General features: G+C 40.1%; 21 protein-coding genes. 19 read left to right on the top strand and 2 right to left on the bottom strand.

All coding sequences use genetic code 11. The annotated features are described in order from the left end of the window. Positions 1-589: 589 nt before the first annotated feature. On the bottom strand, positions 590-1,462 hold the full coding sequence (locus J2X07_RS07365; protein WP_310257815.1) for a YitT family protein: 873 nt from the start codon (positions 1,460-1,462) through the stop codon (positions 590-592). Between the two features lie 168 nt (positions 1,463-1,630). Here J2X07_RS07365 and J2X07_RS07360 point away from each other — a divergent pair, with 168 nt between their 5' ends. From J2X07_RS07360 to J2X07_RS07270, 19 genes are all read left to right on the top strand, one after another. Next, a complete protein-coding gene (locus J2X07_RS07360) occupies positions 1,631-1,978 on the top strand; it encodes a nucleotide pyrophosphohydrolase (protein ID WP_310257814.1) in 348 nt (115 codons plus the stop codon). Continuing rightward, entirely contained in the window at positions 1,971-2,774 is an 804-nt protein-coding gene (dapB, locus tag J2X07_RS07355; RefSeq protein ID WP_310257813.1) for a 4-hydroxy-tetrahydrodipicolinate reductase, read from the top strand. The genes J2X07_RS07360 and dapB overlap by 8 nt, the downstream gene beginning before the upstream one ends. A 12-nt stretch (positions 2,775-2,786) precedes the next feature. After that, a complete protein-coding gene (mgsA, locus tag J2X07_RS07350) occupies positions 2,787-3,200 on the top strand; it encodes a methylglyoxal synthase (protein WP_310257812.1) in 414 nt (137 codons plus the stop codon). Then, entirely contained in the window at positions 3,200-3,892 is a 693-nt protein-coding gene (gene bshB1 / locus J2X07_RS07345) for a bacillithiol biosynthesis deacetylase BshB1 (RefSeq protein ID WP_310257811.1), read from the top strand. Before mgsA ends, bshB1 begins: the two co-directional genes overlap by 1 nt. Before the next feature lie 10 nt (positions 3,893-3,902). Beyond that, positions 3,903-5,033, top strand: a complete 1,131-nt coding sequence (gene bshA / locus J2X07_RS07340) for an N-acetyl-alpha-D-glucosaminyl L-malate synthase BshA (RefSeq protein WP_310257810.1) — start codon at positions 3,903-3,905, stop codon at positions 5,031-5,033. A gap of 7 nt (positions 5,034-5,040) precedes the next feature. Further along, on the top strand, positions 5,041-6,225 hold the full coding sequence (locus J2X07_RS07335; protein ID WP_310257809.1) for a CCA tRNA nucleotidyltransferase: 1,185 nt from the start codon (positions 5,041-5,043) through the stop codon (positions 6,223-6,225). Beyond that, positions 6,210-7,196: a biotin--[acetyl-CoA-carboxylase] ligase gene (locus J2X07_RS07330; RefSeq protein WP_310257808.1), complete on the top strand. Its 987-nt coding sequence runs from the start codon at positions 6,210-6,212 to the stop codon at positions 7,194-7,196. Before J2X07_RS07335 ends, J2X07_RS07330 begins: the two co-directional genes overlap by 16 nt. A 225-nt stretch (positions 7,197-7,421) precedes the next feature. Beyond that, positions 7,422-8,261 carry a 3-methyl-2-oxobutanoate hydroxymethyltransferase gene (panB, locus tag J2X07_RS07325; protein WP_310257807.1) on the top strand — a complete coding sequence of 280 codons (840 nt, stop codon included), beginning with the start codon at positions 7,422-7,424 and terminating at the stop codon, positions 8,259-8,261. Next, positions 8,258-9,142 (top strand): pantoate--beta-alanine ligase, encoded by an 885-nt coding sequence (gene panC, locus J2X07_RS07320; protein WP_310257806.1) that lies wholly within the window; start codon positions 8,258-8,260, stop codon positions 9,140-9,142. The genes panB and panC overlap by 4 nt, the downstream gene beginning before the upstream one ends. Continuing rightward, positions 9,127-9,510: an aspartate 1-decarboxylase gene (gene panD / locus J2X07_RS07315; protein WP_310257805.1), complete on the top strand. Its 384-nt coding sequence runs from the start codon at positions 9,127-9,129 to the stop codon at positions 9,508-9,510. The genes panC and panD overlap by 16 nt, the downstream gene beginning before the upstream one ends. A 44-nt stretch (positions 9,511-9,554) precedes the next feature. Continuing rightward, positions 9,555-12,380: an ATP-dependent DNA helicase DinG gene (dinG, locus tag J2X07_RS07310; RefSeq protein WP_310257804.1), complete on the top strand. Its 2,826-nt coding sequence runs from the start codon at positions 9,555-9,557 to the stop codon at positions 12,378-12,380. Positions 12,381-12,978: 598 nt separating this feature from the next. Continuing rightward, the gene (locus tag J2X07_RS07305; protein ID WP_310257803.1) at positions 12,979-13,149 is read left to right on the top strand and encodes a YpmA family protein; all 171 of its coding nucleotides are present in this window, start codon (positions 12,979-12,981) and stop codon (positions 13,147-13,149) included. Between the two features lie 12 nt (positions 13,150-13,161). Further along, complete coding sequence (locus tag J2X07_RS07300) at positions 13,162-13,644, top strand: DUF5590 domain-containing protein (protein ID WP_310257802.1); 483 nt, start codon at positions 13,162-13,164, stop codon at positions 13,642-13,644. A 27-nt stretch (positions 13,645-13,671) separates the two neighbouring features. Beyond that, positions 13,672-14,862 carry a pyridoxal phosphate-dependent aminotransferase gene (locus J2X07_RS07295; RefSeq protein ID WP_310257801.1) on the top strand — a complete coding sequence of 397 codons (1,191 nt, stop codon included), beginning with the start codon at positions 13,672-13,674 and terminating at the stop codon, positions 14,860-14,862. A gap of 64 nt (positions 14,863-14,926) precedes the next feature. Beyond that, a complete protein-coding gene (gene asnS / locus J2X07_RS07290; protein WP_310257800.1) occupies positions 14,927-16,219 on the top strand; it encodes an asparagine--tRNA ligase in 1,293 nt (430 codons plus the stop codon). Between the two features lie 144 nt (positions 16,220-16,363). Next, positions 16,364-17,080, top strand: coding sequence for a DnaD domain-containing protein (locus J2X07_RS07285; protein WP_310257799.1), 717 nt, complete (start codon positions 16,364-16,366; stop codon positions 17,078-17,080). A gap of 484 nt (positions 17,081-17,564) precedes the next feature. After that, entirely contained in the window at positions 17,565-18,227 is a 663-nt protein-coding gene (gene nth, locus J2X07_RS07280) for an endonuclease III (RefSeq protein ID WP_310257798.1), read from the top strand. Further along, positions 18,217-18,591 carry a YpoC family protein gene (locus J2X07_RS07275; protein ID WP_310257797.1) on the top strand — a complete coding sequence of 125 codons (375 nt, stop codon included), beginning with the start codon at positions 18,217-18,219 and terminating at the stop codon, positions 18,589-18,591. Before nth ends, J2X07_RS07275 begins: the two co-directional genes overlap by 11 nt. A gap of 52 nt (positions 18,592-18,643) precedes the next feature. Continuing rightward, positions 18,644-19,906: a glycosyl hydrolase family 18 protein gene (locus tag J2X07_RS07270; protein ID WP_310257796.1), complete on the top strand. Its 1,263-nt coding sequence runs from the start codon at positions 18,644-18,646 to the stop codon at positions 19,904-19,906. 244 nt (positions 19,907-20,150) lie between these two features. Here the strand turns inward: J2X07_RS07270 and J2X07_RS07265 are convergent, their stop codons facing one another. Further along, positions 20,151-22,760, bottom strand: a complete 2,610-nt coding sequence (locus J2X07_RS07265) for a transglycosylase domain-containing protein (RefSeq protein WP_310257795.1) — start codon at positions 22,758-22,760, stop codon at positions 20,151-20,153. Positions 22,761-22,837 lie beyond the last annotated feature (77 nt).

Genomic DNA, 22,837 nt, shown 5'->3' with positions numbered 1-22,837 from the left:
GGCTAAGTAGGCGCTTTTTGCCTTCATGACCATTAAACTTTTGACCTCGAGGGGCTAACCGCTGCAGCTAGACAGTGTGACACTTATAAGTGAAACGTTTGAATGAGACTCGCAGACTGCCCCGCGGAAAGCGAGCACCTGAAACGGAGATCAACTACATCCAAAAAAAGCAAAGAATGCGAAAACAGTCTTTCTAAAAAATTGATGTTTAAAGTCATTTTCGTTTAGAGCCTTCATTGATAGTTGTTAAGAGTGCAAGGTGCGAGACTCATGCAGGATCAGTAGGCTCACCGCACGCCCTGCGGAAAGCGAGCATCCTGAAACGGAATTCAACACTTACAAGTGCAACAAAGAATGCGATGACAGCTTTACTAAAAAATTGTTGATTTTGAATCATTTTTGTTTAGAGCCTTCATTGACAAGTTGATTGAAGTGCAAGGTGTGAGACTCCTGCGGGACAGGCGGGCAGGTGAGACACTTAAAAGTGAAACGTCCGAATGTGGCTCACCGCCTGCCCCGCGGAAAGCGAGCACCTGAAACGGAAATCAACTACATCCAAAAGACTATAGTCTACACAAACAGCCTTTTTCTATCTTCCAATCGGATTTTTATCAGCGTCGAGTGTAAATCCTTCTCCGATTACTTCGTGAACATCATTTACTGTTACAAAAGCATGCGGATCGATTCTTTCAATGACTTGTTTTAGACGAACAATTTCATTTTTTGCAATAACACAATAAAGAACCTCTCGAAGCTGGCCTGTAAAGCTTCCTTTACCATTTAAAATCGTAGCCCCTCTGTCAAGTTCCTTCATAATGTTTGCTGCAATCTCAGCATTTCGTTCAGAAACAACCATAACCGCTTTACCGGCATATGCTCCTTCTTGCATAAAATCAATTACTCTTGCTCCGATAAATACCGCAACAAGTGTATACATTGCCTCTCGGTAGTCAAGATAGATAAGAGAAACGGCAATGACGACAAAGTCAAATGTAAACATGGTTTTCCCCATGCTCCATCCCAAATATTTATGCCCGAGCCGGGCTATGATGTCTACACCACCTGTCGTACCCCCGTAACGAAAGATGATTCCGAGCCCCACTCCGATCGATACACCGGCAAAAAGAGCTGCAAGTGTCATATCTTCTTTTAAATCGATCTTAATCGATGAATAATGCTGAAAAATATATAAAAACAGAGATACTGCAACAGTACCAATTACCGTATAAACAAATGAATTTCTGCCCAGCAGTTTCCATCCTATGAAGAACAAAGGGATATTTAACGCAAGGTTTGAATAGGAAGGATCAATAGAAAATAAGAAATAGAGAATTAAGGTGATCCCTGTAAAACCGCCTTCTGCCAAATTATTCGTCATGTTAAAATGTACAATACCAAATGAAAAAATGGCAGATCCTAAGAGGATGAATAAAATATTTTTTAATTTGATCGGATAAGTCATATAATGCCTCTTTTCTGTATAAATGCCAAAAGTGTAAAATTCATGCCTTCCTATTATAATCAAAATTCCATGAAATTTGTCAAACTAAAAAAATACCGATAACATAAGGAAAGAGTGTCTTTTTAAGCACAAGAAATATACCAGTCTGATCAGGCAGGAGTGAGTTAAATGTCAAATCGTACACTTAAAGAAAGTCAGGAAGTTGTAGATAAATACATATCGCAATTTAAGGAAGGCTATTTCAGCCCGTTAGCTATGCTAGCCAGGCTAACGGAAGAGCTCGGAGAACTTGCTCGCGAAGTTAACCACTATTATGGTGAAAAGCCAAAAAAGAAAACAGAAGATGCAAACACAATCGAAGAGGAATTGGGCGATTTGTTTTTTGTATTAATATGTCTTGCAAACTCATTGAATATTGACATAGATGAAGCACTTACAACAGTAATGAATAAATTCAACACACGTGATAAGGACAGATGGACACGAATTGATGAAGGAGAGAAGACGAATGAATAATATAAAAATTATTTTAGCAGGTCCGCGAGGGAAGATGGGACAAGAAGCATTAAAAATGATCGATCAAACACCGCATTTTGAATTAGTGGCTGCCATTGATTCGAAAAATGATGGGATGCAAGTAAAAGATCTCGCAGGATGTCCATCCTCAATGAATGCACCGGTTTATGACGATGCAGAAAATTGTATCCAATCTGTAGAGGCTGATGTGCTTATCGATCTTACACGTCCTGATATCGGGAAAAAGCATCTTGAGATGGCATTGAATCACGGTTTAAGAACCGTTATCGGCACGACAGGCTTTAGCAGCGAAGACCTAGAAAGATTAACGGAGCTCGCACACGAAAAGAAAACAGGTGCGATTATTGCTCCAAACTTTGCGATAGGTGCCATATTAATGATGAAATTTTCTCAAATGGCAGCCAAATATTTGCCGGATATTGAGATCATAGAAAAGCACCATGATCAAAAATTGGATGCACCATCTGGTACAGCATTAAAAACCGCACAGCTTATTACAGAAGTGCGCCAAGAAAAGACTCAAGGACATCCGGATGAAAAAGAAGATTTGCAAGGAGCTAGAGGAGCAGAACTAGAAGGGATCAGAATTCATAGTGTAAGATTACCGGGTCTCGTTGCTCACCAGGAAGTTTTATTTGGCGGAGAAGGTCAGCTCTTAACGATACGTCATGATTCTATGAATAGAACTTCATTTATGCCGGGTGTTAAATTAGCGGCAGAAAGTGTCATGAAAATTGAAGGGCTTGTGTATGGCCTTGAAAATATTATGGAATAAGAGGGAGAAATTATGAGAATAGCTCTTATTGCGCACGATAAGAAAAAGAATGACATGATTAATTTCGCAGTAGCATATGCTCCGATTCTTAAGGAACATACGTTATTTGCTACTGGCACGACGGGTTATAAAATTCATGAAGCAACGAATTTAATGATTAAAAGATTTCAATCAGGACCTTTAGGGGGAGATCAGCAGATTGGCGCGCTGATTGCTGAAAATGAGATGGACCTTGTCTTGTTTTTTAGAGACCCTTTGACAGCACAGCCTCATGAGCCGGATGTTTCAGCATTGATGCGTCTATGCGATGTGTATCAAATACCTCTTGCAACAAATGTTGCGAGCGCTGAGTTATTTATTCGTTCGTTAGACCGCGGGGATTTAGACTGGCGAAAAATCATCGATGAAAGAGAGCCTCAGAAATAATGGAACTTGCAAACTGGCTGGCTATTGGAGCTCATGCTGATGACGTAGAGATCGGAATGGGTGCTACGATTAAAAAAGAATCGAATCGAAGCCGCAATGTAATCATTTGTGATCTGACAGAAGCCGAACGGTCATCAAATGGAAATGTTGCAACTCGTAAAAGCGAAGCAGAGAATGCAGCAGCGATATTAGGGGTATCTAAAAGGATCAATTTAAACCTGCCTGATCGTGGACTTCTTCTAACTGATGAGTATATTTTGCGCATCGTGGCTTGTATTCGCAAAGAAAAACCTGAATATGTATTTGCGCCTTATTGGATCGATAGGCATCCGGATCATGGTAATTGTGCAAAACTCGTGAAAGAAGCTGTTTTTTCAGCGGGTATTCGAAAAATCATTGACCCGGATCAATTACCTCCGCATAAAGTAAAAAAAATATTTTATTACATGATTAACAGCACGGAAAAACCTTCCCTCTATGTGGATGTCAGTGAAACGTATGCCCATAAAATAGAGGCTTTAAAAGCGTATCCATCTCAATTCATTAAATCAGAGAATAGTGTAGATACACCGTTGACTAACGGATATATTGAGCGGGTAGAAGCTCGTGACCGATTAAATGGTTTTGATGCAGGAACGTCTTACGCAGAAGGGTTTATTACAGAGCAGATTTATGTAACCAACAATTTGTAAGGAGAACTTTATGAAGTTAAAAATAGGCATCACTTGTTATCCTACTGTCGGAGGTTCTGGTGTAGTCGCAACAGAGCTTGGGAAATTAATGGCTGAAAGAGGACATGAGATTCATTTTATTACATCCAGTATGCCCTTTCGATTAGGTAAGTTTTATCCGAACATTTTTTTCCATGAGGTAGAAGTAAACAATTATTCTGTATTTAAATATCCGCCTTATGATCTTGCTTTGGCGAGCAAGATGGCGGAAGTAGCCAAAAGGGAAAATCTTGATATTTTACATGTTCATTATGCTGTTCCGCACGCAGTGTGTGCCGTATTAGCAAAGCAGATGCTCGATGACAATATTAAAATTGTAACCACCCTGCATGGAACGGATATTACGGTATTAGGGTATGATCCTTCTTTGAGTGCAATGATAAAGTTCGGTATTGATAAGTCGGATGTTGTTACCGCCGTTTCACATCAGCTGAAAGAAGATACTGAAAAATTATTAAACATACAAAATGAAATAAAACCGATTCACAATTTTGTAGATGAACGTGTTTATTACAGACGTGATAATGATCGTGAGCTAAGAAAAACATATGGCATCAATGATGATGAAAAAGTAATTGTTCACATTTCAAATTTCAGACCTGTTAAACGTATACAAGATGTTATAGAATCCTTTGCTCTTATAAGAAAAGAGATTAAGTCAAAATTACTTTTAATCGGAAACGGACCCGAATTAACGGTAGCTTGCGAGATGGTCAACAAACTTCAACTTGAAGATGATGTCTTGTTCTTAGGAAAGCAAGAGAATGTTGGAGAACTGTTTTCGATCTGCGACTTAAAGCTTTTGCTTTCTGAAAAAGAAAGTTTTGGTCTTGTCTTATTAGAAGCAATGGCTTGCGGTGTTCCTGTTATTGGGACAAACATCGGTGGAATTCCTGAAGTCATTGTGGACGGTGAAACAGGATACTTAGTCGAAGTTGGAAATACAGAAGAGGTTGCCGAAAAAGCAGTTTCGCTTCTAAGTGACTTTGAAAAACATAAGCGCTTTTCGAAAAAAGCAGTGACACATGTGAGAGAGAATTTCCATTCTGAAAAAATCGTGAATGCTTATGAAGATGTATATAACTCTTTAGTAAAGGGTTGAGTTTAATATGAACGAGTTGTTTAAAGAAGCTTCATATGTATTAAACAGAATTGAAGAGAACGGTTATAGAGCTTATTTTGTCGGTGGCTGTGTGAGAGATCACTGGATGGACAAACCGATTAAGGATATAGATATTGCATCTAGTGCAAAGCCAGAAGAGATCCAAAGGATTTTTCCTAAGACGATTCCTGTCGGGATAGAGCATGGAACGGTCATCGTACGTCATAACCATGTCTCGTACGAAGTGACTACTTTTCGGAAAGAAGGTAAATACGAAGATTTCAGAAGACCTTCCAAAGTTTGGTTTGTTACGGATTTAGAAGAAGATCTCAGCCGGCGTGATTTCACATTTAACGCTATGGCGATGGACAAATCATATAAGTTATACGATCCCTTTAACGGGAGAGAGGATTTGGCTAAAAAGCAAATCCGAACAGTTGGGCAGCCGGATGAGCGTTTTTGTGAGGATCCACTTCGTCTTATGCGTGCATGCCGTTTTATAAGTACTTATCATTTGACGATCGAAGAAAAGACGAAAAAAGCCATCGAAAATAATGCATCACTGATTAAGCGTATTTCGGTAGAACGGATTACAGATGAATTTCGAAAGCTGCTGGAAGGTGAATGGGCTGGACCGGCACTAAATTTCATGAAAACAGCAGGAATAGTTAAGTATCTTCCCTATCCGATTGAAGAAAAAAGGGAAGGAAACCTCTTGGCGTTCAACTGGAATTTTTTGCAGACGGCTGAACAAAAATGGTCAGCAATTCTTATCTTATCAAAGGTGAAAGACTATCGTGAATTCCTTAAAAAGTGGAAACTGCCAAATGCCGTAATGAATCAGATTTTAAAAATAATGGATGCGTATCAAATAAAACATTGGACAAAGATGGACGTCTATCGATTTGGACTTGATACCGCAACACTAGCTATGGAATTAAAATATGCAGATCAATGTGATTCTTTTGAACAAAGTGTCCAAAGGCTGAAAGAGCTCGCTCTCGATATTCCTATCACTTCTAGAAATGAAATACCTATTGATGGTGAAGATATTTTGCGAATCAAAAAAGAAAAACCAGGCGTTTGGATCGGTCTGCTTTATGATGAAATGGAGAAGGAGATCGTAGAAGGCAAACTGCCTCTTTCACAAGGTGAACTTGTGGACTGGGTTAGAAGGTGGGAACAGAAATGAAAGAAGCATTATTACATATGCTTACGGAAAACGAAGGACAATTCGTTTCCGGACAGCAAATCAGCGATAAACTGAATTGTTCGAGAACAGCGATCTGGAAACATATCTCAGAGCTTAGGAATTCAGGTTACAGTATTGAAGCTGTGCAAAAAAGAGGATACCGGCTGTTAACCTCGCCTGATCTTGTAACACCAGAGGAAGTTTCGCTTTATACAGGAGAAGGATCGTTTGGAAAGAAAATCACATTTAAACCCTCTGTAAAAAGCACCCAAGAAATTGCTCATCAATTAGCAAGAGAAGGTGCTGCAGAAGGAACGATTGTTCTGGCAGATGAACAAACAGGAGGAAGGGGAAGACTAGGCAGAGCTTGGCAGTCTCCTTCTGGAACAGGAATATGGATGAGTTTAATCATGCGTCCTAATATTCCTCTCCAAAAAGCACCGCAGCTGACCTTGTTAATAGCGGTAGCCGTTTCTAAGGCCATTGAAAAAGTGACAGGAATTGAGGCTGCTATCAAGTGGCCAAACGACTTATTGATCAACGGAAAAAAAGTATCCGGAATTTTAACAGAGCTGCAGGCTGAAGCGGATTCTATTCATTCTGTCATCGTTGGTATCGGAATGAACGTAAACCAGGAAAGAAAGCATTTTTCCGAAGAGATTATCGACATTGCTACAAGTTTAGCCATAGAAGGAAATCAGCCTTATAAGAGAGCGGCAATCATTGGAGAAGTTTTGTCAGAAATCGAAAAGCTCTACCATAGCTATTTAGAAGACGGCTTCAAAGTCATTAAATTATTATGGGAAGCTAGGGCTTTTAGTTTAGGAAAAAGAATTACGGCACGATCCATCTCGGGGTCGATTACCGGTTATGCGCAGGGAATTACGGATGAGGGTGTTCTCCTGTTAGAAGATGACAACGGTGTTATTCATTCCATCTATTCAGCAGACATCGAATTTCCTTCTCCTTAAGAGAAGTCCGTGATAAAATAAATCCGTAGGCGGTATCCTAAAGGAACTGCACTAATGGTAGCAAAAAAAACTTTACATGTATATCTGCCTAGATCCAAAAATCGGACCGGGACAGAGGGAGCAAACAAAACAAACGTCAAGTGATGTTTTCTATGCCTTCTTCCTGAATGGAAGAAGGTTTTTTTTGCACTCTGCCCCTGTTAAAAACAGGGAGGAAACACGAATATGAAAACGACGAAAACCTTTATAAACATGAAGGCTGCCGGCGAAAAAATTACGATGGTTACGGCGTACGATTATCCTTCTGCTGTCATATGTGAAAAAGCAGGGATGGATCTTTTATTGGTAGGAGATTCATTAGGTATGGTTGTGCTGGGGTATGAATCAACAATCCCAGTAACTATGGAAGATATGATTCACCATACGAAAGCTGTAAAACGCGGTGCGCCAAACACTTTTATCGTTACAGATATGCCTTTTATGACCTATCATGGATCGATTGATGAAACACTGAAAAATGCAAGAAGGCTTCTTCAAGAAAGCGGCGCAGCGGCGGTTAAGCTCGAAGGCGGAAAACAAATCATTCAGACCGTCGAAACGCTGACGAATGCAGGGGTTCCTGTAATGGCGCACCTTGGGCTTACTCCGCAGATGGTAGGCGTTATGGGCGGCTACAGTGTTCAGGCAAAAGAAGAAGAGGATGCAGCTGTTCTTATTTCAGAAAGTTTAGCATTAGAAAAAGCAGGTGCGTTTGCCATCGTATTGGAATGTGTGCCGCAGCAATTAGCACAGATCGTAACAAATAAAGTGAATATACCTGTGATTGGTATTGGAGCAGGTCAGCAAACAGATGGTCAAGTTTTGGTTTATCACGATATGATCGGGTATGGGTTCCATCATATCCCTAAATTTGTTAAGAGTTATGGAAATGTAAAAGATGTCATGATCGATGGGCTGAAGAAATATAAAGAAGAGGTTCAACAGATGAAATTTCCTGCTGCAGAACATAGCTTCAACATGAAAACAGAGACGCTGGATCGATTGTATGGAGGAGTTAAAGCATGAAAATTGTAAAAACCATCCAAGAACTTCAATATCTTTTAAAGAAAGAAAAAACAGCCTCAAGAACGATAGGCTTCGTTCCCACAATGGGTTATTTGCACGATGGACATTTATCATTAATCAAAAGGGCGAGAAAAGAGTCTCAAATCGTTGTTGTGAGTATTTTTGTCAATCCATTGCAATTTGGTCCAAATGAAGATTTTGACCGTTATCCCCGGGATTTGGAACGCGACACGAAACTTGCAGAAGATGCAGGAGCTGACGTATTGTTCTGCCCTGAAACTACTGAAATGTATCCAGATAAACCAGTCGTTACCGTGGCTGTTCACAGAAGAACAGATGCCCTTTGCGGAAAAAGCCGGATTGGCCACTTTGACGGGGTGGCAACAGTACTTACGAAATTATTTAACATAGTTGCTCCTGATAAAGTTTATTTTGGCATGAAGGACGCACAGCAGGTTGCCGTTGTTAAAGGACTTGCAGAAGACTTTAATTTTTCACTAGAAGTCATCGGCTGTGAAACAAAGCGTGAATCAGATGGTCTGGCAATGAGCTCCAGAAATGTTTACCTGACTCAAAAGGAACGAACAGAAGCTTCTCATCTTTACCAATCATTGATAAAAGCAAAGAATTGGCTTTTGGATTTGGAAAGTGGTGAGACGGAGAAAAAAATGATAGAATACTTGGAGGAACAAACGAATGGAACGGTTGAATATTGTAAAATATTATCGTATCCCGAACTTCTTTCTCCAACAGCGTTTGATGAAAAACTGATCATTGCAGTCAGTGTGAGATTTTCGAAAGCTCGTTTAATAGATAATATGATTATAGACAATGTATTAGAAAGAAAAGAGAGTGGGGAAGAAACATGTTCCGTACATTAATGAAAGCAAAAATACACCGTGCAACGGTTACTGAATCTAATTTAAACTACGTAGGCAGTATTACGATTGACGAGGACATTTTGGATGCTGTTGATATGCTTCCGAACGAAAAAGTTCAAATCGTGAACAATAACAATGGTGCGCGCTTTGAAACGTATATTATACCTGGCAGAAGAGGAAGCGGAGTAATGTGCTTGAACGGAGCAGCAGCGAGACTTGTTCATGAGGGAGACACCGTTATCGTCATCTCTTATGCCATGCTTGATGAGACCGAAGTGAGAAATCACCAGCCAAAAGTGGCAATCATGGATGAGAATAATAGGATTAAAGAAATGTTAGGTGTTGAACCTGAGGCTACCATTTATTAAAGACGCTATTTAATACTGTTTTAGCCACAGGGGAATGAGGTGAAATGGCTATGTCACGACGATTTGTCGTTATCGATTTTGAAACAACAGGAAATTCCGCAGCAAAAGGAGACCGAATCATCCAGATTGGTGCCGTCGTCGTTGAGGCAGGAAAGATAACGGACAGATTTTCTACGTTTGTCCAGCCAGGCGTACCCATCCCCCCTTTTATTGAACAGTTAACGGGCATTAAGGATGAAATGGTAAGTGATGCCCCATTGTTTGAAGAGGTGGCCCCGAAGCTCCTTCAGATGTTAGAAGGAGCTTATTTTGTTGCACATAATGTGATGTTTGATTATTCCTTTTTACAAGGAGAACTCGACCGATGCGGATATTCGCCGCTCTCGATGCCGCTCATTGATACGGTAGAGCTGTCTAGGATGTTATTGCTTGGAGCGGATGGCTATCAGCTCGGCATGCTAGCTGAGTACCTTGGTCTAGAGCATGAGAATCCTCATCAAGCGGATAGTGATGCTGATGTAACAGCAAAGCTTTTAATGCATCTTCTCGATAAGCTCGAAGGGTTGCCATTGCTTACTTTAGAACGATTAACCCCCTTTTTGAAAAAGCTGCAAAGCTCGATCGAAGATATCGTATCAGATATGATTGCTGAGAAATCAGCGTTTTTAGCGGATGAAGATACATTTGATTTTTATCGCAAGCTAGCACTGAGAAAAACGAAACTTGCTAGTAAAAAAGAGCAAGATGGCTATATTTCCAGCCATGAAGAGATCGAATCACTAGACCTTCAAAATGATTTAAAGAATCATATGGCACATTATGAAGTACGAGAAAGCCAGCAAAAAATGGTTCAGCTTGTTGAAGAAGCATTGAATACAAACCAGCATTTAGTGGTTGAAGCAGGTACAGGAGTAGGGAAATCGTTAGGGTATTTGATACCAGGCGTCCGTTTTGCTAAAGAGCAGGATCGTCCACTGGTCGTATCGACGCACACTGTTCAATTACAGCAGCAGCTGCTGGAGCGAGATGTGCCGTTACTGAAAAAGATCATGCCATTTGACTTTACTGCAACTGTATTAAAAGGAAGAAACCACTACTTATGCTTGCGGAAATTTGAACACACCTTGCAAGATCATCATGATGACAACTACGATATGAATTTTACGAAAGCACAAATGATCATATGGCTGACAGAAACAGAGTTAGGCGATGTAGAAGAGCTTTCAATGGCATCGGGTGGGAAGCTGTTTTGGAATACGGTAAAAAGCGATGCGAATTCTTGTTTGAATCATCGCTGCCCGTGGTTTTCAAGATGCTACTATCATAAACAAAGAAGAGCGGCACACGAATCAGACATTGTGATAACAAATCATGCACTATTATTTACCGATTTGAAATCAGATTCCCAGCTTTTACCCGGCTATAAAGAAGCGGTGCTCGATGAAGCACACCATATTGAAGATGTTGTAAGTGATCATTATGGAAAAGAAACCGATTATTTCGCTTTTTTAAAGCTCCTGGACAGACTTTCAACTACTGAAAGCGATGGGATGATCAACACTCTCGCAGAAATGGTTGATCTTCTTGAAGTGAAAGATCATGAAAAACATTTATCCGGCTGGGATCGTACATTTGCTGATGTAAAAAATGAACTCGATGAAATGTTTAAACGGATTAAATCCATTTGCCTTACAAAAGCAAAAAAATCACGTTCAGCAGAGTTAACAAAACTGACCACCCGATATACAAAGGATGACGTACAATCAGCAGCTTGGGAGCCCGTTTTGGAAATGGGGGAAAGAGCAAGGCATTTTATCAATGACTTAACAAAGCCGGTAAAACGCCTGCTAAAAAGTGTGCAAAATCATGAAGAACATCTAACCTTTAAACAAAAAGGATTTTTAGTTGATTTAGAAGGTTTATTGGATGATCTGCAAGATGAATCTTCTGAGCTGCAGCACTTATTGTCATGTCCTTTATCGCAAGAAGTATATTGGTTAGAAGCTGAATCAAAAGGGCCAAGACATGCTGTGAAATTGCATGCAAAGCCTGTAGAAATCGACCAGCTTTTAGCAGACGATTTTTTTGCAAAGAAAAACAGTGTCATCATGACCTCTGCTACAATGAGTGTGAAAAATAAGTTCAGTTATATGATGGAACGGCTTGGTCTACTCGATTTCGGCCCAATCAACGCACAGCTGCCTTCTCCCTTTGAATACGAAAAGCAAGCTAAGCTTATGATTCCAACAGATATCCCGCTTATTAATGAAGTGGACCAAAAGACGTTTGTAAACCGGATTTCGTCATCTCTTTATGATATTGCGAAAGTAACGAAAGGCCGTATGCTTGTTCTTTTTACATCGTATGAGATGTTAAGAGAAACGCATTCAGCTTTTAAAAACTTAATGAAGCAGGAAGAATTTGTGCTGATTGCTCAAGGTGTGGATAGCGGAAGCCGAGCGAGACTTACAAAGAACTTCCAGCGTTTTGATAATAGTATTCTTTTTGGTACGAACAGCTTTTGGGAAGGAATCGATATTCCAGGCGATGACTTATCCTGTCTCGTTATTATCAGGCTCCCGTTTACTCCGCCAGATCAGCCGGTTATGGAAGCTAAAAGTGAAAAGCTAAAAGCTGCAGGCGGCAATCCTTTTTATGACTTGTCATTGCCGCAAGCTATCATCCGATTTAAACAAGGTTTCGGGAGACTGGTGAGAAGTTCAAGAGATAAGGGAGCTGTCTTTGTCTTTGATCGCCGGATGATTGAAACTCGGTACGGAAAATCATTTGTTCAATCATTGCCCAAGCTGCCAGTTTCCATTAAACCAGTAGAAGAGCTGGTAGAAGAGTTAGAAGAATGGATGGACTAAAGGAAACTATGCTAGAGACTTGTGTTGATTTATAGTTTACTAAGGAAAGCTGATATCCGCTCTTTGGATGCTCGCTTTCCGCGGGCGGTGAGCCCCCTCGTCGCCTTGCGACAATGAGTGGTCTCTCCTGTCCCACTCGTTCCGAAGGAGTCTCGCACCTTCAGCTTCTATCATCTTTTCATCGAGGTTATGGTCAATCAAAGCGGAAATTTGAAAACAAACTCTTTCTAAATAGAGTTTTTAAATCAAGTTATGTTTGCTATTCCATTTGATTTTTTCTTTTTGAATGGGAGTTTACTTACTTTTCTCCGATGAATTAGGGTGTTTTACATTAGTACTTCTTGTAGAATTACATCATCACATGTTTCAAAAGCTTCCCGCACTCCCATTAAATCAATAATGATGTATAACAGAATTAATGGAAAGAGGAGAAGATCGATGCTTCTCCTTTTTTTTTTGAATGGATAGCATCTCTGTTTACAAAACTGCTTTCTATTTTATAGAGAACACTCGCTATTTTCACGGTTTCCGAGTACCATTGAAAGTAATTTTCTGCTATAGTAAACAAGGATAAGAACAATCAGTAGGAGGAAGAACAATGGAAAGTAAAATTGAAGTTCTTTCGACAGTAAAGGTAGATAAATACAATGATTTGTACCGAATTGTTTCAGAATTGAATAAAACATTAAAACACCAAGATTTAATGTTTGGACTAGCGATGGATGACGAAAATAAGGAAAAGATGATTTTTACGATCTATCGCACATAGAGAGGCTGAAATATGGGAAAAAAGTGGATACTTATCATAGTTGGAGTTCTTCTTCTGGCAAGCTGGCAAGCTTATTATCTCTATAATCAAGTTCAAGCCAAACCAGCAAAAAAGGAAGCGGAAGCTGTTGAAATTGCAAAAAAAGAAAAAGGTCTTGTATCGATCAGCCATGTGGATCACTTCTACAAAAATGAAACGTATTATGTTGTAGAAGGTAAAAATGAACATGGAACAAATATGATCGTATGGGTCGACCAAAAGAAAAAAGTCACTTCAGAGATCGCAAAAGCTGGCCTTTCTGAAGGTCAAATGATCAATTATGTGAAACAAAATTATGATGCTCAAAAGATAATCGACAGCCGTCTTGGGATGGAAGATGATATTCCTTTATGGGAAGTGATTTTCATCGACAGCAAGGATCGATATACGTATTATTATGGATATTTTGATACGGGAAAACGTTATGAGATTTACCGGTTAAAAGAAGCAGAATAATAAACCATCTTTGGAGGGAATATTTCAATGAAGCTAGCAAAGCGTGTGGAGTCACTGACACCATCTACAACACTTGCCATTACGGCAAAAGCAAATGCATTAAAGGCTGAGGGACACAATGTGCTTGCTCTTGGAGCAGGTGAGCCTGACTTTAATACACCATTACATATTATAGAAGCAGCATATCAGTCTATGAAAGAAGGTTATACGAAGTACACTCCTTCTGGCGGATTGCTCCCTTTAAAAAAGGCGATTGTCAATAAGTTAAAACAAGATCAAGGCTTATCCTATGACACTTCGGAAATTATTGTTGGGACAGGTGCAAAGCATTCTCTTTATTCTTTATTTCAAGCAGTAGTGGAAGAAGGAGATGAAGTCATCATTCCTATTCCATATTGGGTGAGTTATCCTGAACAAGTAAAATTGGCAGGAGGAATCCCTGTTTTTGTAGAAGGTAAAGAAGAAAACCAATTCAAGATTACAGCAGCTGATCTTGAGAGTGCGGTAAGCGAACGAACAAAAGCACTCATTATCAATTCTCCGAGCAACCCGACTGGTTCTCTTTATGCTAAAGAAGAACTTCAAGCAATCGGAGAAGTATGCTTAAAGAATGATATTTTAATCGTTTCTGATGAAATTTATGAGAAGCTGATCTACGATGGTGCAAAACATATATCGATTGCTGAAATTTCACCAGAATTAAAAGAACAAACGATCATTATTAACGGTTTGTCCAAATCACATTCGATGACAGGATGGAGAATTGGTTTTGCTGCTGGAAATGCGAAAATCATCAAGGCGATGACAAATCTGGATAGCCATAGTACTTCTAATCCTACAACAACTTCCCAGTATGCAGCGATCGCAGCTTATAATGGGCCGCAGGAACCTGTTGAAGAAATGAGGACAGCTTTTGAAGGGCGTTTGAACAAAGTTTATGAAAGATTAATCTCATTGCCGGGTGTAACTTGTGTTAAGCCGCACGGCGCGTTTTACTTGTTCCCGAATGTAAAAGAAGCTGTTAAAGTGACTGGGTTTACCACAGTTGATGAGTGGGTTGAAGCGATTTTAGAAGAAGAGAAAGTAGCTCTTGTTCCTGGATCTGGATTTGGTGCACCGGATAATGTAAGGCTGTCTTACGCAACTTCTCTTGAAACAATCATGGAAGCACTTGACCGAATCGAAAGTTTCATCGAACGTCATTCAAAGAAAGATTGATTTTTGGTGAGCCGTCGTTCATAATTTTTTGGTAGATATATAGAAATTTGTGGAGGTACATTTTGTGAAAACGACTATTCAAAAGCTTAATGAACATATTGGCAAGACCGTAACTGTTGGTGCGTGGCTTGCCAACAAGCGTTCTTCTGGAAAGATTGCATTTTTACAGCTCCGTGACGGATCTGGATTTGTACAAGGTGTTGTTGTGAAAAGTGAGGTTGGAGAAGAGCTTTTCGCTGCTGCTAAAGGATTGACTCAAGAATCAAGCCTTTATGTGACGGGGACTGTCAAAGAGGACGAGCGATCCCAGCTTGGTGTTGAACTTGAAGTAACCAATATTGAGGTACTTCATCAATCGGTTGATTATCCGATTACACCAAAAGAACATGGAACTGAATTTTTGATGGATCACCGTCACCTCTGGATCCGTTCAAAAAAACAGCATAGTATTTTAAAAATCCGCAACGAGATCATTCATGCAGTAAACGAATTCTTTTACACCAATGATTTTGTAAAGGTAGATCCTCCTATTCTAACAGGCAGCTCTGCTGAGGGAACGACATCCTTGTTCCATACTAAATACTTTGAAGAAGATGCTTATCTTTCACAAAGCGGACAACTTTACATGGAGGCGGCTGCAATGGCACTTGGAAAAGTGTATTCATTCGGTCCAACATTCCGTGCTGAAAAGTCTAAAACTCGCCGCCACTTGATTGAGTTCTGGATGATTGAGCCCGAGATGGCATTTGTTGAACATGAAGAATCTTTAGAAATCCAAGAACAGTTTATCTCTCACATCGTTCAATCTGTATTAAAACGCTGTGAAAATGAACTGAAAACATTAGGCCGCGACGTTTCGAAGCTTGAGAACGTGAAAGCTCCATTCCCTCGTGTTTCTTACGATGATGCAATTAAGATGCTGAAGGAAAAAGGTTTTGACGATATTGAGTGGGGCGATGATTTTGGTGCACCACACGAGACAGCGATTGCTGAAAGTTTTGATAAGCCAGTGTTCATCACAAATTATCCAAAAGACATCAAAGCGTTTTATATGAAACCAGATCCTAATCGTGATGATGTAGTCCTTTGTGCAGATCTTATTGCTCCAGAAGGGTATGGCGAAATCATTGGGGGGAGCCAGCGTATTGATGACCTTGCACTAATGGAAAAGCGTTATGAAGAACACGGTCTGACAGATGATGCTTACAAGTGGTACTTAGAGCTTAGAAAATACGGAAGTGTTCCTCATTCAGGATTTGGTCTTGGATTAGAACGTACGGTAGCATGGATCTCTGGTGCAGAACATGTTCGTGAAACAATTCCGTTCCCGCGTCTATTAAACCGTTTATACCCGTAATTCATATGAAATTTTTAAAAACTGCCTTGTAAAAAAGGCGGTTTTTTGTTTGCATTGAAAATGCTTTTTACAAGAAATAGCACTTAAACGATCGGACAGGTTACATTGTAAATATGCTATAATGAAGAATAGAGGTGTTGGCTTATGAACGGTAACTTATTTGAAAAATGGATGTCAGAAGGCTCGATCAGCATACCTAAAATGCTGTTAAAATATTATAAAAAAATAGGTTTAACGGATAGTGAATGTATGTTGTTTATACAGCTGCATGTCTCTATTGACTCAGGAAACTACTTTCCAACGCCGCAAGAACTTTCTGATCGGATGACTCTATCTAATAGTGAGATGGCTTCTATGCTTCGTTCGTTGATTGGCAGAGGAATGCTCGGCATGGATCAATATGAAGACAAAGAAAAAGGTGTATACTTTGAAGCGTATACGCTGCAGCCATTGTGGAATAGATTGATGGAAAGCTTAAAAGAAGAGGAAACAGTTAAAAAAGAAACGGACAAGAAAGAGATCGAACAAAATGTATTTGTTTTGTTTGAAAAAGAATTTGGACGTCCGCTGTCTCCGATGGAACTTGAAACATTAAAAATTTGGATAGATGAAGACCGCCAGTCACCTGAGCTTATATTAACTGCTTTAAAAGAGTCAGTTTTATCAGGAAAATTAAATTTTAGATATATCGACCGTATCTTGTTTGAGTGGAAGAAAAACGGCATTAACAGTCCGGAAGCTGCCAAAAGGTATGGTGAGAAATTCCGGGTAAGGCAGCTTCAGCAAAAAAACGGACAGCCAGAAAAACCGAGAAATGACAGCGCGATAAAAAGACCAGCTTATAATTGGCTGGAATCGTAAATTTTATGTTCAAAATCAGACCTGGATTATCCGCCGGGTCTTCTTTTTTGATTAGTTCCTTTACTAATAGATTGTGGCTTTTGGCTATGCTTATTCTCATCATGGACAAGATGATTGGAGTGAAAGGTGCGAGACTCCTCGAAAATGAAAATCACAAATTTTCTTCGTGCGATATATTGCGGCCGTTGCTTTACTTGTCCTGCGGGATTAGCATGACAGACAAAAAGCATAAGCGGTTTGGTCAGCCCCGACAAGCAAAAGGGTAATGGGCTAAGAAGGTGCTTTTTGCCTTCAGGAGCATTAAACTTTTGACCACGAGGGGTTTACCGCTGCAGCTAGACAGGTGAGACCCCTCAGGTTCAAAGCTCCAGAGGTGGCTCACCGCATGCCCCGCGGAAAGCGAGCATCCTGGAACGGAAATCAATCACTTTCAAGAACAACAATATATGCTAAAACAGCCTTTGATTACAGGAGGAATTATGACGTGTTAAATAAAGCACAAATCCAGTTCTGTTTAGAACAAATGGAAGATATGTTTCCAGATGCCCATTGCGAGCTGAAACATTCCAATCCGTTCGAACTTACTATTGCCGTTCTTTTATCGGCACAATGTACAGATGCTCTCGTGAACAAAGTAACACCGAATCTTTTTGCTAAATATAAAAAACCGCAAGATTATCTAGATGTTTCGCTCGAAGAACTGCAAGACGATATCCGTTCGATCGGTCTTTATCGCAATAAAGCAAAAAATATTCAAAAATTATGTGAGCTCCTTCTTACTGAATACGGAGGAGAGATTCCGCAGGACCGTGATGAGCTGACGAAACTTCCTGGTGTAGGAAGAAAAACTGCGAATGTTGTCGTTTCGGTTGCATACGGAGTTCCTGCAATTGCAGTAGATACACATGTAGAACGTGTATCTAAAAGATTGGGGATATGCAGGTGGAAAGATTCTGTCTTACAAGTGGAAGAAACATTGATGAAAAAGATACCGAAGCACTTATGGGGTGCAACTCATCATCGCCTTATTTTCTTTGGTAGATATCATTGTAAAGCGCAAAACCCGAATTGCCCGGAATGCCCTCTCCTTTCCATTTGCCGTGAAGGGAAGAAACGTATGATTGCGAGGGAAAAGCTTGGAAAGTAATCCTCTTTCTCAAAGTGTTAAGCAATCACTCGTTTTTGGCGCGTTTAAAGAATGGAAAGAAGCATCTCCATTAATTGCGGATTTCTTTAGGCAGAGAAACCGGGAACTTACCCGAAAGCCGATGATTTTTCATGCGGAAGGTTTTCTTAAAACACTTTTTTGGGTGAATAACAAGCCATTCGAGGATGATTTGAGTGAATGGAAAGAACGAATAAATGGTCTGAATCATTTACCTGTTAATGCAATTGAGCGGCTTTCCTTTATATTTGATCAGCCAGACCATTATCAGTCCTATATTCAATTAAGTGAATTGTTTACCGAATGGGAAAAGAAAAGTGTCATATTAATGAGGCGAAAAGCATAAAGACAAGGTCTGTGGACATATGATGAAGCATGAGACGTCAAGGAGGGGTAACATGCAGATTCATGTGGTAAAACGAGGTGATTCTCTTTGGAAACTATCTCATTTCTACAAATTGCCATGGCAAGAGATAGCAACAGTCAACAGACTGACTCAAAATGATCAGCTTTCAGTGGGTCAAACCCTTTTTATACCAACGCCGTTTTCGTATACGGTACAGCCAGGAGACACATTGCTCGTAATTTCAAAAAAAATTGGTGTTCCTATAACCGAGCTCCAGCAAGCAAACCCTGGAGTATCTGACATGTCACTTCATGTCGGCCTCGTCTTAAATGTACCTGAACGGAAAAAGAAGACGATTGTGACGAATGCATTTGCTGAGCCGGTCCCAAAAGCAAGAGTGAATTTTGCAGCTGCAGCAAAAGGTTTAACATATACGACGATTTTCAGCTATGAAGTTAACGAAAATGGGGAGTTAACACCTCTGGATGATGATGAATTTCTTAAAGAGATCAAGAACAAAAACGTGAAACCTCTTATGGCAATTACGAATATAAAAGATGGTGAATTTAGCACGGAAGTCGGAACAGCTATCTTAACGAATGAGAGTGTTTCGAACAAGGTCATCGAAAATTCAATTGCGATGATGAAGAAGAAAGGCTATCAAGGCATATCTGTAGACTTTGAATTTCTAGGCAAAAAAAATAAAGAAGCTTACAACAATTTTTTGAAAAAAATAACAAAAGCCATGCACGAAGAAAATTATATCGTACTTACGGCAGTAGCTCCAAAAATCAGCAGCACTCAAATTGGCGAGTGGTATGAATCACATGATTATAAAGCACACGGCGAGATCGTGGATTACGTCATCTTAATGACGTATGAGTGGGGATTCAGCGGGGGACCTCCGATGGCAGTAAGTCCAGTCACATCCCTGAAAAAAGTACTGGATTATGCAATAACTGAAATCGACCCCAAAAAAATACTGATGGGAATCAATCTTTATGGATATGATTGGAAGCTTCCGTATAAAGAAGGCGGAGAATTTGCAAAAGCTCTGAATCCCGTTCAGGCTACACAGCTGGCTGGTAAAAGAAAGGAAGCCATACAGTACAGTAAAAAAGATGAAGCACCGTTCTTCACATATTGGGATAAGGAAAAAAAAGAACATATCGTGTGGTTCGAGGATTTAAGAAGCATGAAAGCGAAGTTTGACATTGTTGATCAATATGGGTTTGCTGGGGTGAGCTTTTGGAACTTGTCATTTGGTTATCCTGTTTTTTGGAATTACTTAATCGATCGATACACTATAAAATAAGTGAAGATGACCTAAAGGATGTTTGGATAGCATCTTTTGGGTCATCTTTAATGCAGACTATTTTAAAAGAGCCTAAATGAAAAACAAGCCCCAGCGAGCCGCAGGGGCTTGTTTTTATGCGCGCCATCCGGAAAATATGCGCGCCATCCGGAAAAATAAGCTGGCATTTCAATTAGGCTCTCATCCACCCATTTAATAAGAAAAAGGGACTGACAGATTATTTGTCAGTCCCTTTACTTTTCTGTTATTGATTTAATGGCGGGATTAATCCTCCACCTTCTTGCTGCTTCTCTTTACGATTTTGATTCACTTGGTTCCCTTGTCCTTGATCAGGGGGAGTACCTGGCTGACCTTGATCTGGAGGTGTACCAGGTTCGGTACCAGGCTGTGTACCTGTACCAGGTGTGCCAGGCTGTCCTTCACCTGGTGGAGTTCCTGGCTCGCCTTGACCAGGCGGTGTACCAGGTTCACCTTGTCCTGGAGGCGTTCCCGGCTGCTGCGGTTCTTCAGGAGCTGTAATGGTGATCGATGTTTCTGCTGGTTCACTTTGCGTGTTGTTTTTACTATCGATCGCGATTACCTGGAATGTGTATTTACCAGGAGCAGGGGAAGGGACAACAAATTTTGTATCATTAATCGTTGCTCTTTCCTGCATTGGTCCATCGTTATAGCTCGCTAGAACTTTAAACGTAACACCGTCTTTATTTTTGTACTTCCAATCGACTTGTATTTCGTTCTTCTTATCATCGAACTTCGCTTTTAATCCATCAATGGTAGCAGGTTTATCAAACTTCTTGCTTACCTCAGGAAGTGTAGAACCCTTAACAAAAAGTTCTCTGATTTTATCTGAATCTGGAGTGAATTCACTTGCTCGTTTACCAGTTCCTTTTTCAAGAAGAACTTCTTGAACGGATTTTGGTTTCTTAAAGCCAGTATTTTTGTGATCTAACTCTTTCATAATGTCGCGGAAAATCTGCTTCGAATAATCATCTTTTGTATTATCCAAATACAGTGCACTTCCATCGTCATCTTGCATATGTTCATATCCAGTCCATACAGCTGCAGAATAGGTGGTCGTATAACCAGCCATCCACGCATCTTTTGTTGCTTTGCTAGGAATGCCATATTTATTTCTATCATTTTTATCATAGTTGGTCGTTCCTGTTTTTCCGGCAATATCCAAACTAGGGATGTTCGCTTGTGTAGCAGTTCCTCTGTCCATAACATCACGCAGCATATCAGTGATCATGTAAGCTGTATAATCCTTCATCGCAGCTTTCGGTTCACTGTCGACTTCGATCACTCTTCCATCAGGGAACTCAATTTTTCTGATCGTTGTCGGTGTACTGTATAGTCCGCCGTTACCGAACGCTGCATAAGATCCTGCTAGTGTTAGAGGTGAAATTCCTTTTCTGAATCCACCGATTGCATATGACGGATACGTAGTGCTTGGATCTAGTTTAAATCCGAGTCCGTTAGCGAAATCAGCAGCTTTTTCTGGTCCGATATCTTGGAACGTTCGGATAGCCGTTGTGTTTTTCGAATCTACGAGTGCTTGACGCATCGTAATATCTCCGGCGTTTCTGTCATCGTGGTTGTTAATTGTAACATCATCAATTTTTACAGGTTCATCTTTTAAAATATGTCCTGTACTCCATTGTTCGTTTTCAATAGCGGGACCGTAATCTAGAATCGGTTTGATCGTTGAACCAGGCTGACGAGTGATGCGGGAAGAGAATTGGTTGCTCAGCTGAACACCACGGCCGCTGCCAATCGCTCGGATGGCTCCTGTTTTTGTATCTACGATTGCTACACCGGATTGAAGGTATTTATTCTCGTTCTCCAGTTTTGCTTTTAGTACATCTTCTGTAACTTGTTGAGCTTTAGTATCTAGATTCGTATAGATCTTTAATCCTGCTGAGAATATATCAACATCTTTCATGCCGTCAATTTTCTTTACATCATCCATAACTTGTTTTAGGTAGGCATCATATGGACGTGATTCAGCATTTAGCGTGCCTTGATGGATTCTATCTTTAACATGGATGCTTTTCGCTTTTTCTGCTTCTGCTTTTGAAATGAAACCATGCTGCGCCATCAAATTTAAAACGACATTACGGCGCTCTTCAGCAGCCTTAGGATTTCGCGTTGGGTCGTAATAGCTTGGTGCTTTAGGCAGAGCTGCTAATGTAGCAGCCTCATCAAGCTCGAGTTCATCGATATCTTTGTTAAAGTAAGTTTTAGCAGCTGTTGCCACACCATATGAACGGTTTCCAAAGAAGATTTTATTTAAGTACATCTCTAAAATTTGGTCTTTAGAATACTTATTTTCAAGCTGATAAGCCAAATAGGCTTCGCGAATTTTCCGCGTTAGTGATTTTTCGTTTGTCAGTACAGTGTTCTTAATAACTTGCTGTGTGATCGTACTCGCACCTTCAGCACCAAACCCGTGGGTCAGGTTTGCTACTGCTGCTCCGCCGATACGTCTGACATCGATTCCGTGATGCTGACGGAATCGAACGTCTTCAGTTGCGATAAATGCGTTCTGAACATTATCAGGAATTTCATTTATATTTACTCTGATCCGTTTCTCTTGACCTGAAAATAAAGATACTTGTTCATCGTTCATATCCATTATTTTAGAAGAAACAGGTGTTTCTAGTTTTTTTGGATCTAGTTTGGGCGAGGTAACAGCAATTGCTGCGATCGATAACACACCTAATATACCAAAAATAAGTACAAGCAAGAGGAGAGTCTTCTTCCAGTTGCGCTTTGGATTCTTTTTCTTTTTCGCCGGTTTTGAGCCTTCAGACGATTGTCTTCGTTCTACACGGCTTCGGTAATCTTTTGACATAATTTTACCAACCTTTCAACTTCGTAAAAAAAGCTAACATTATCAATATTCGTGACTCGTTCAAGGTTTATGAACAA

The sequence above is a fragment of the Fictibacillus barbaricus genome (assembly GCF_031457135.1).
Lineage (GTDB): Bacteria > Bacillota > Bacilli > Bacillales > Fictibacillaceae > Fictibacillus > Fictibacillus barbaricus_A.
The sequence above is the reverse complement of the archived record's forward strand: the minus strand, read 5'-3'. Positions and strand labels throughout refer to the sequence as shown.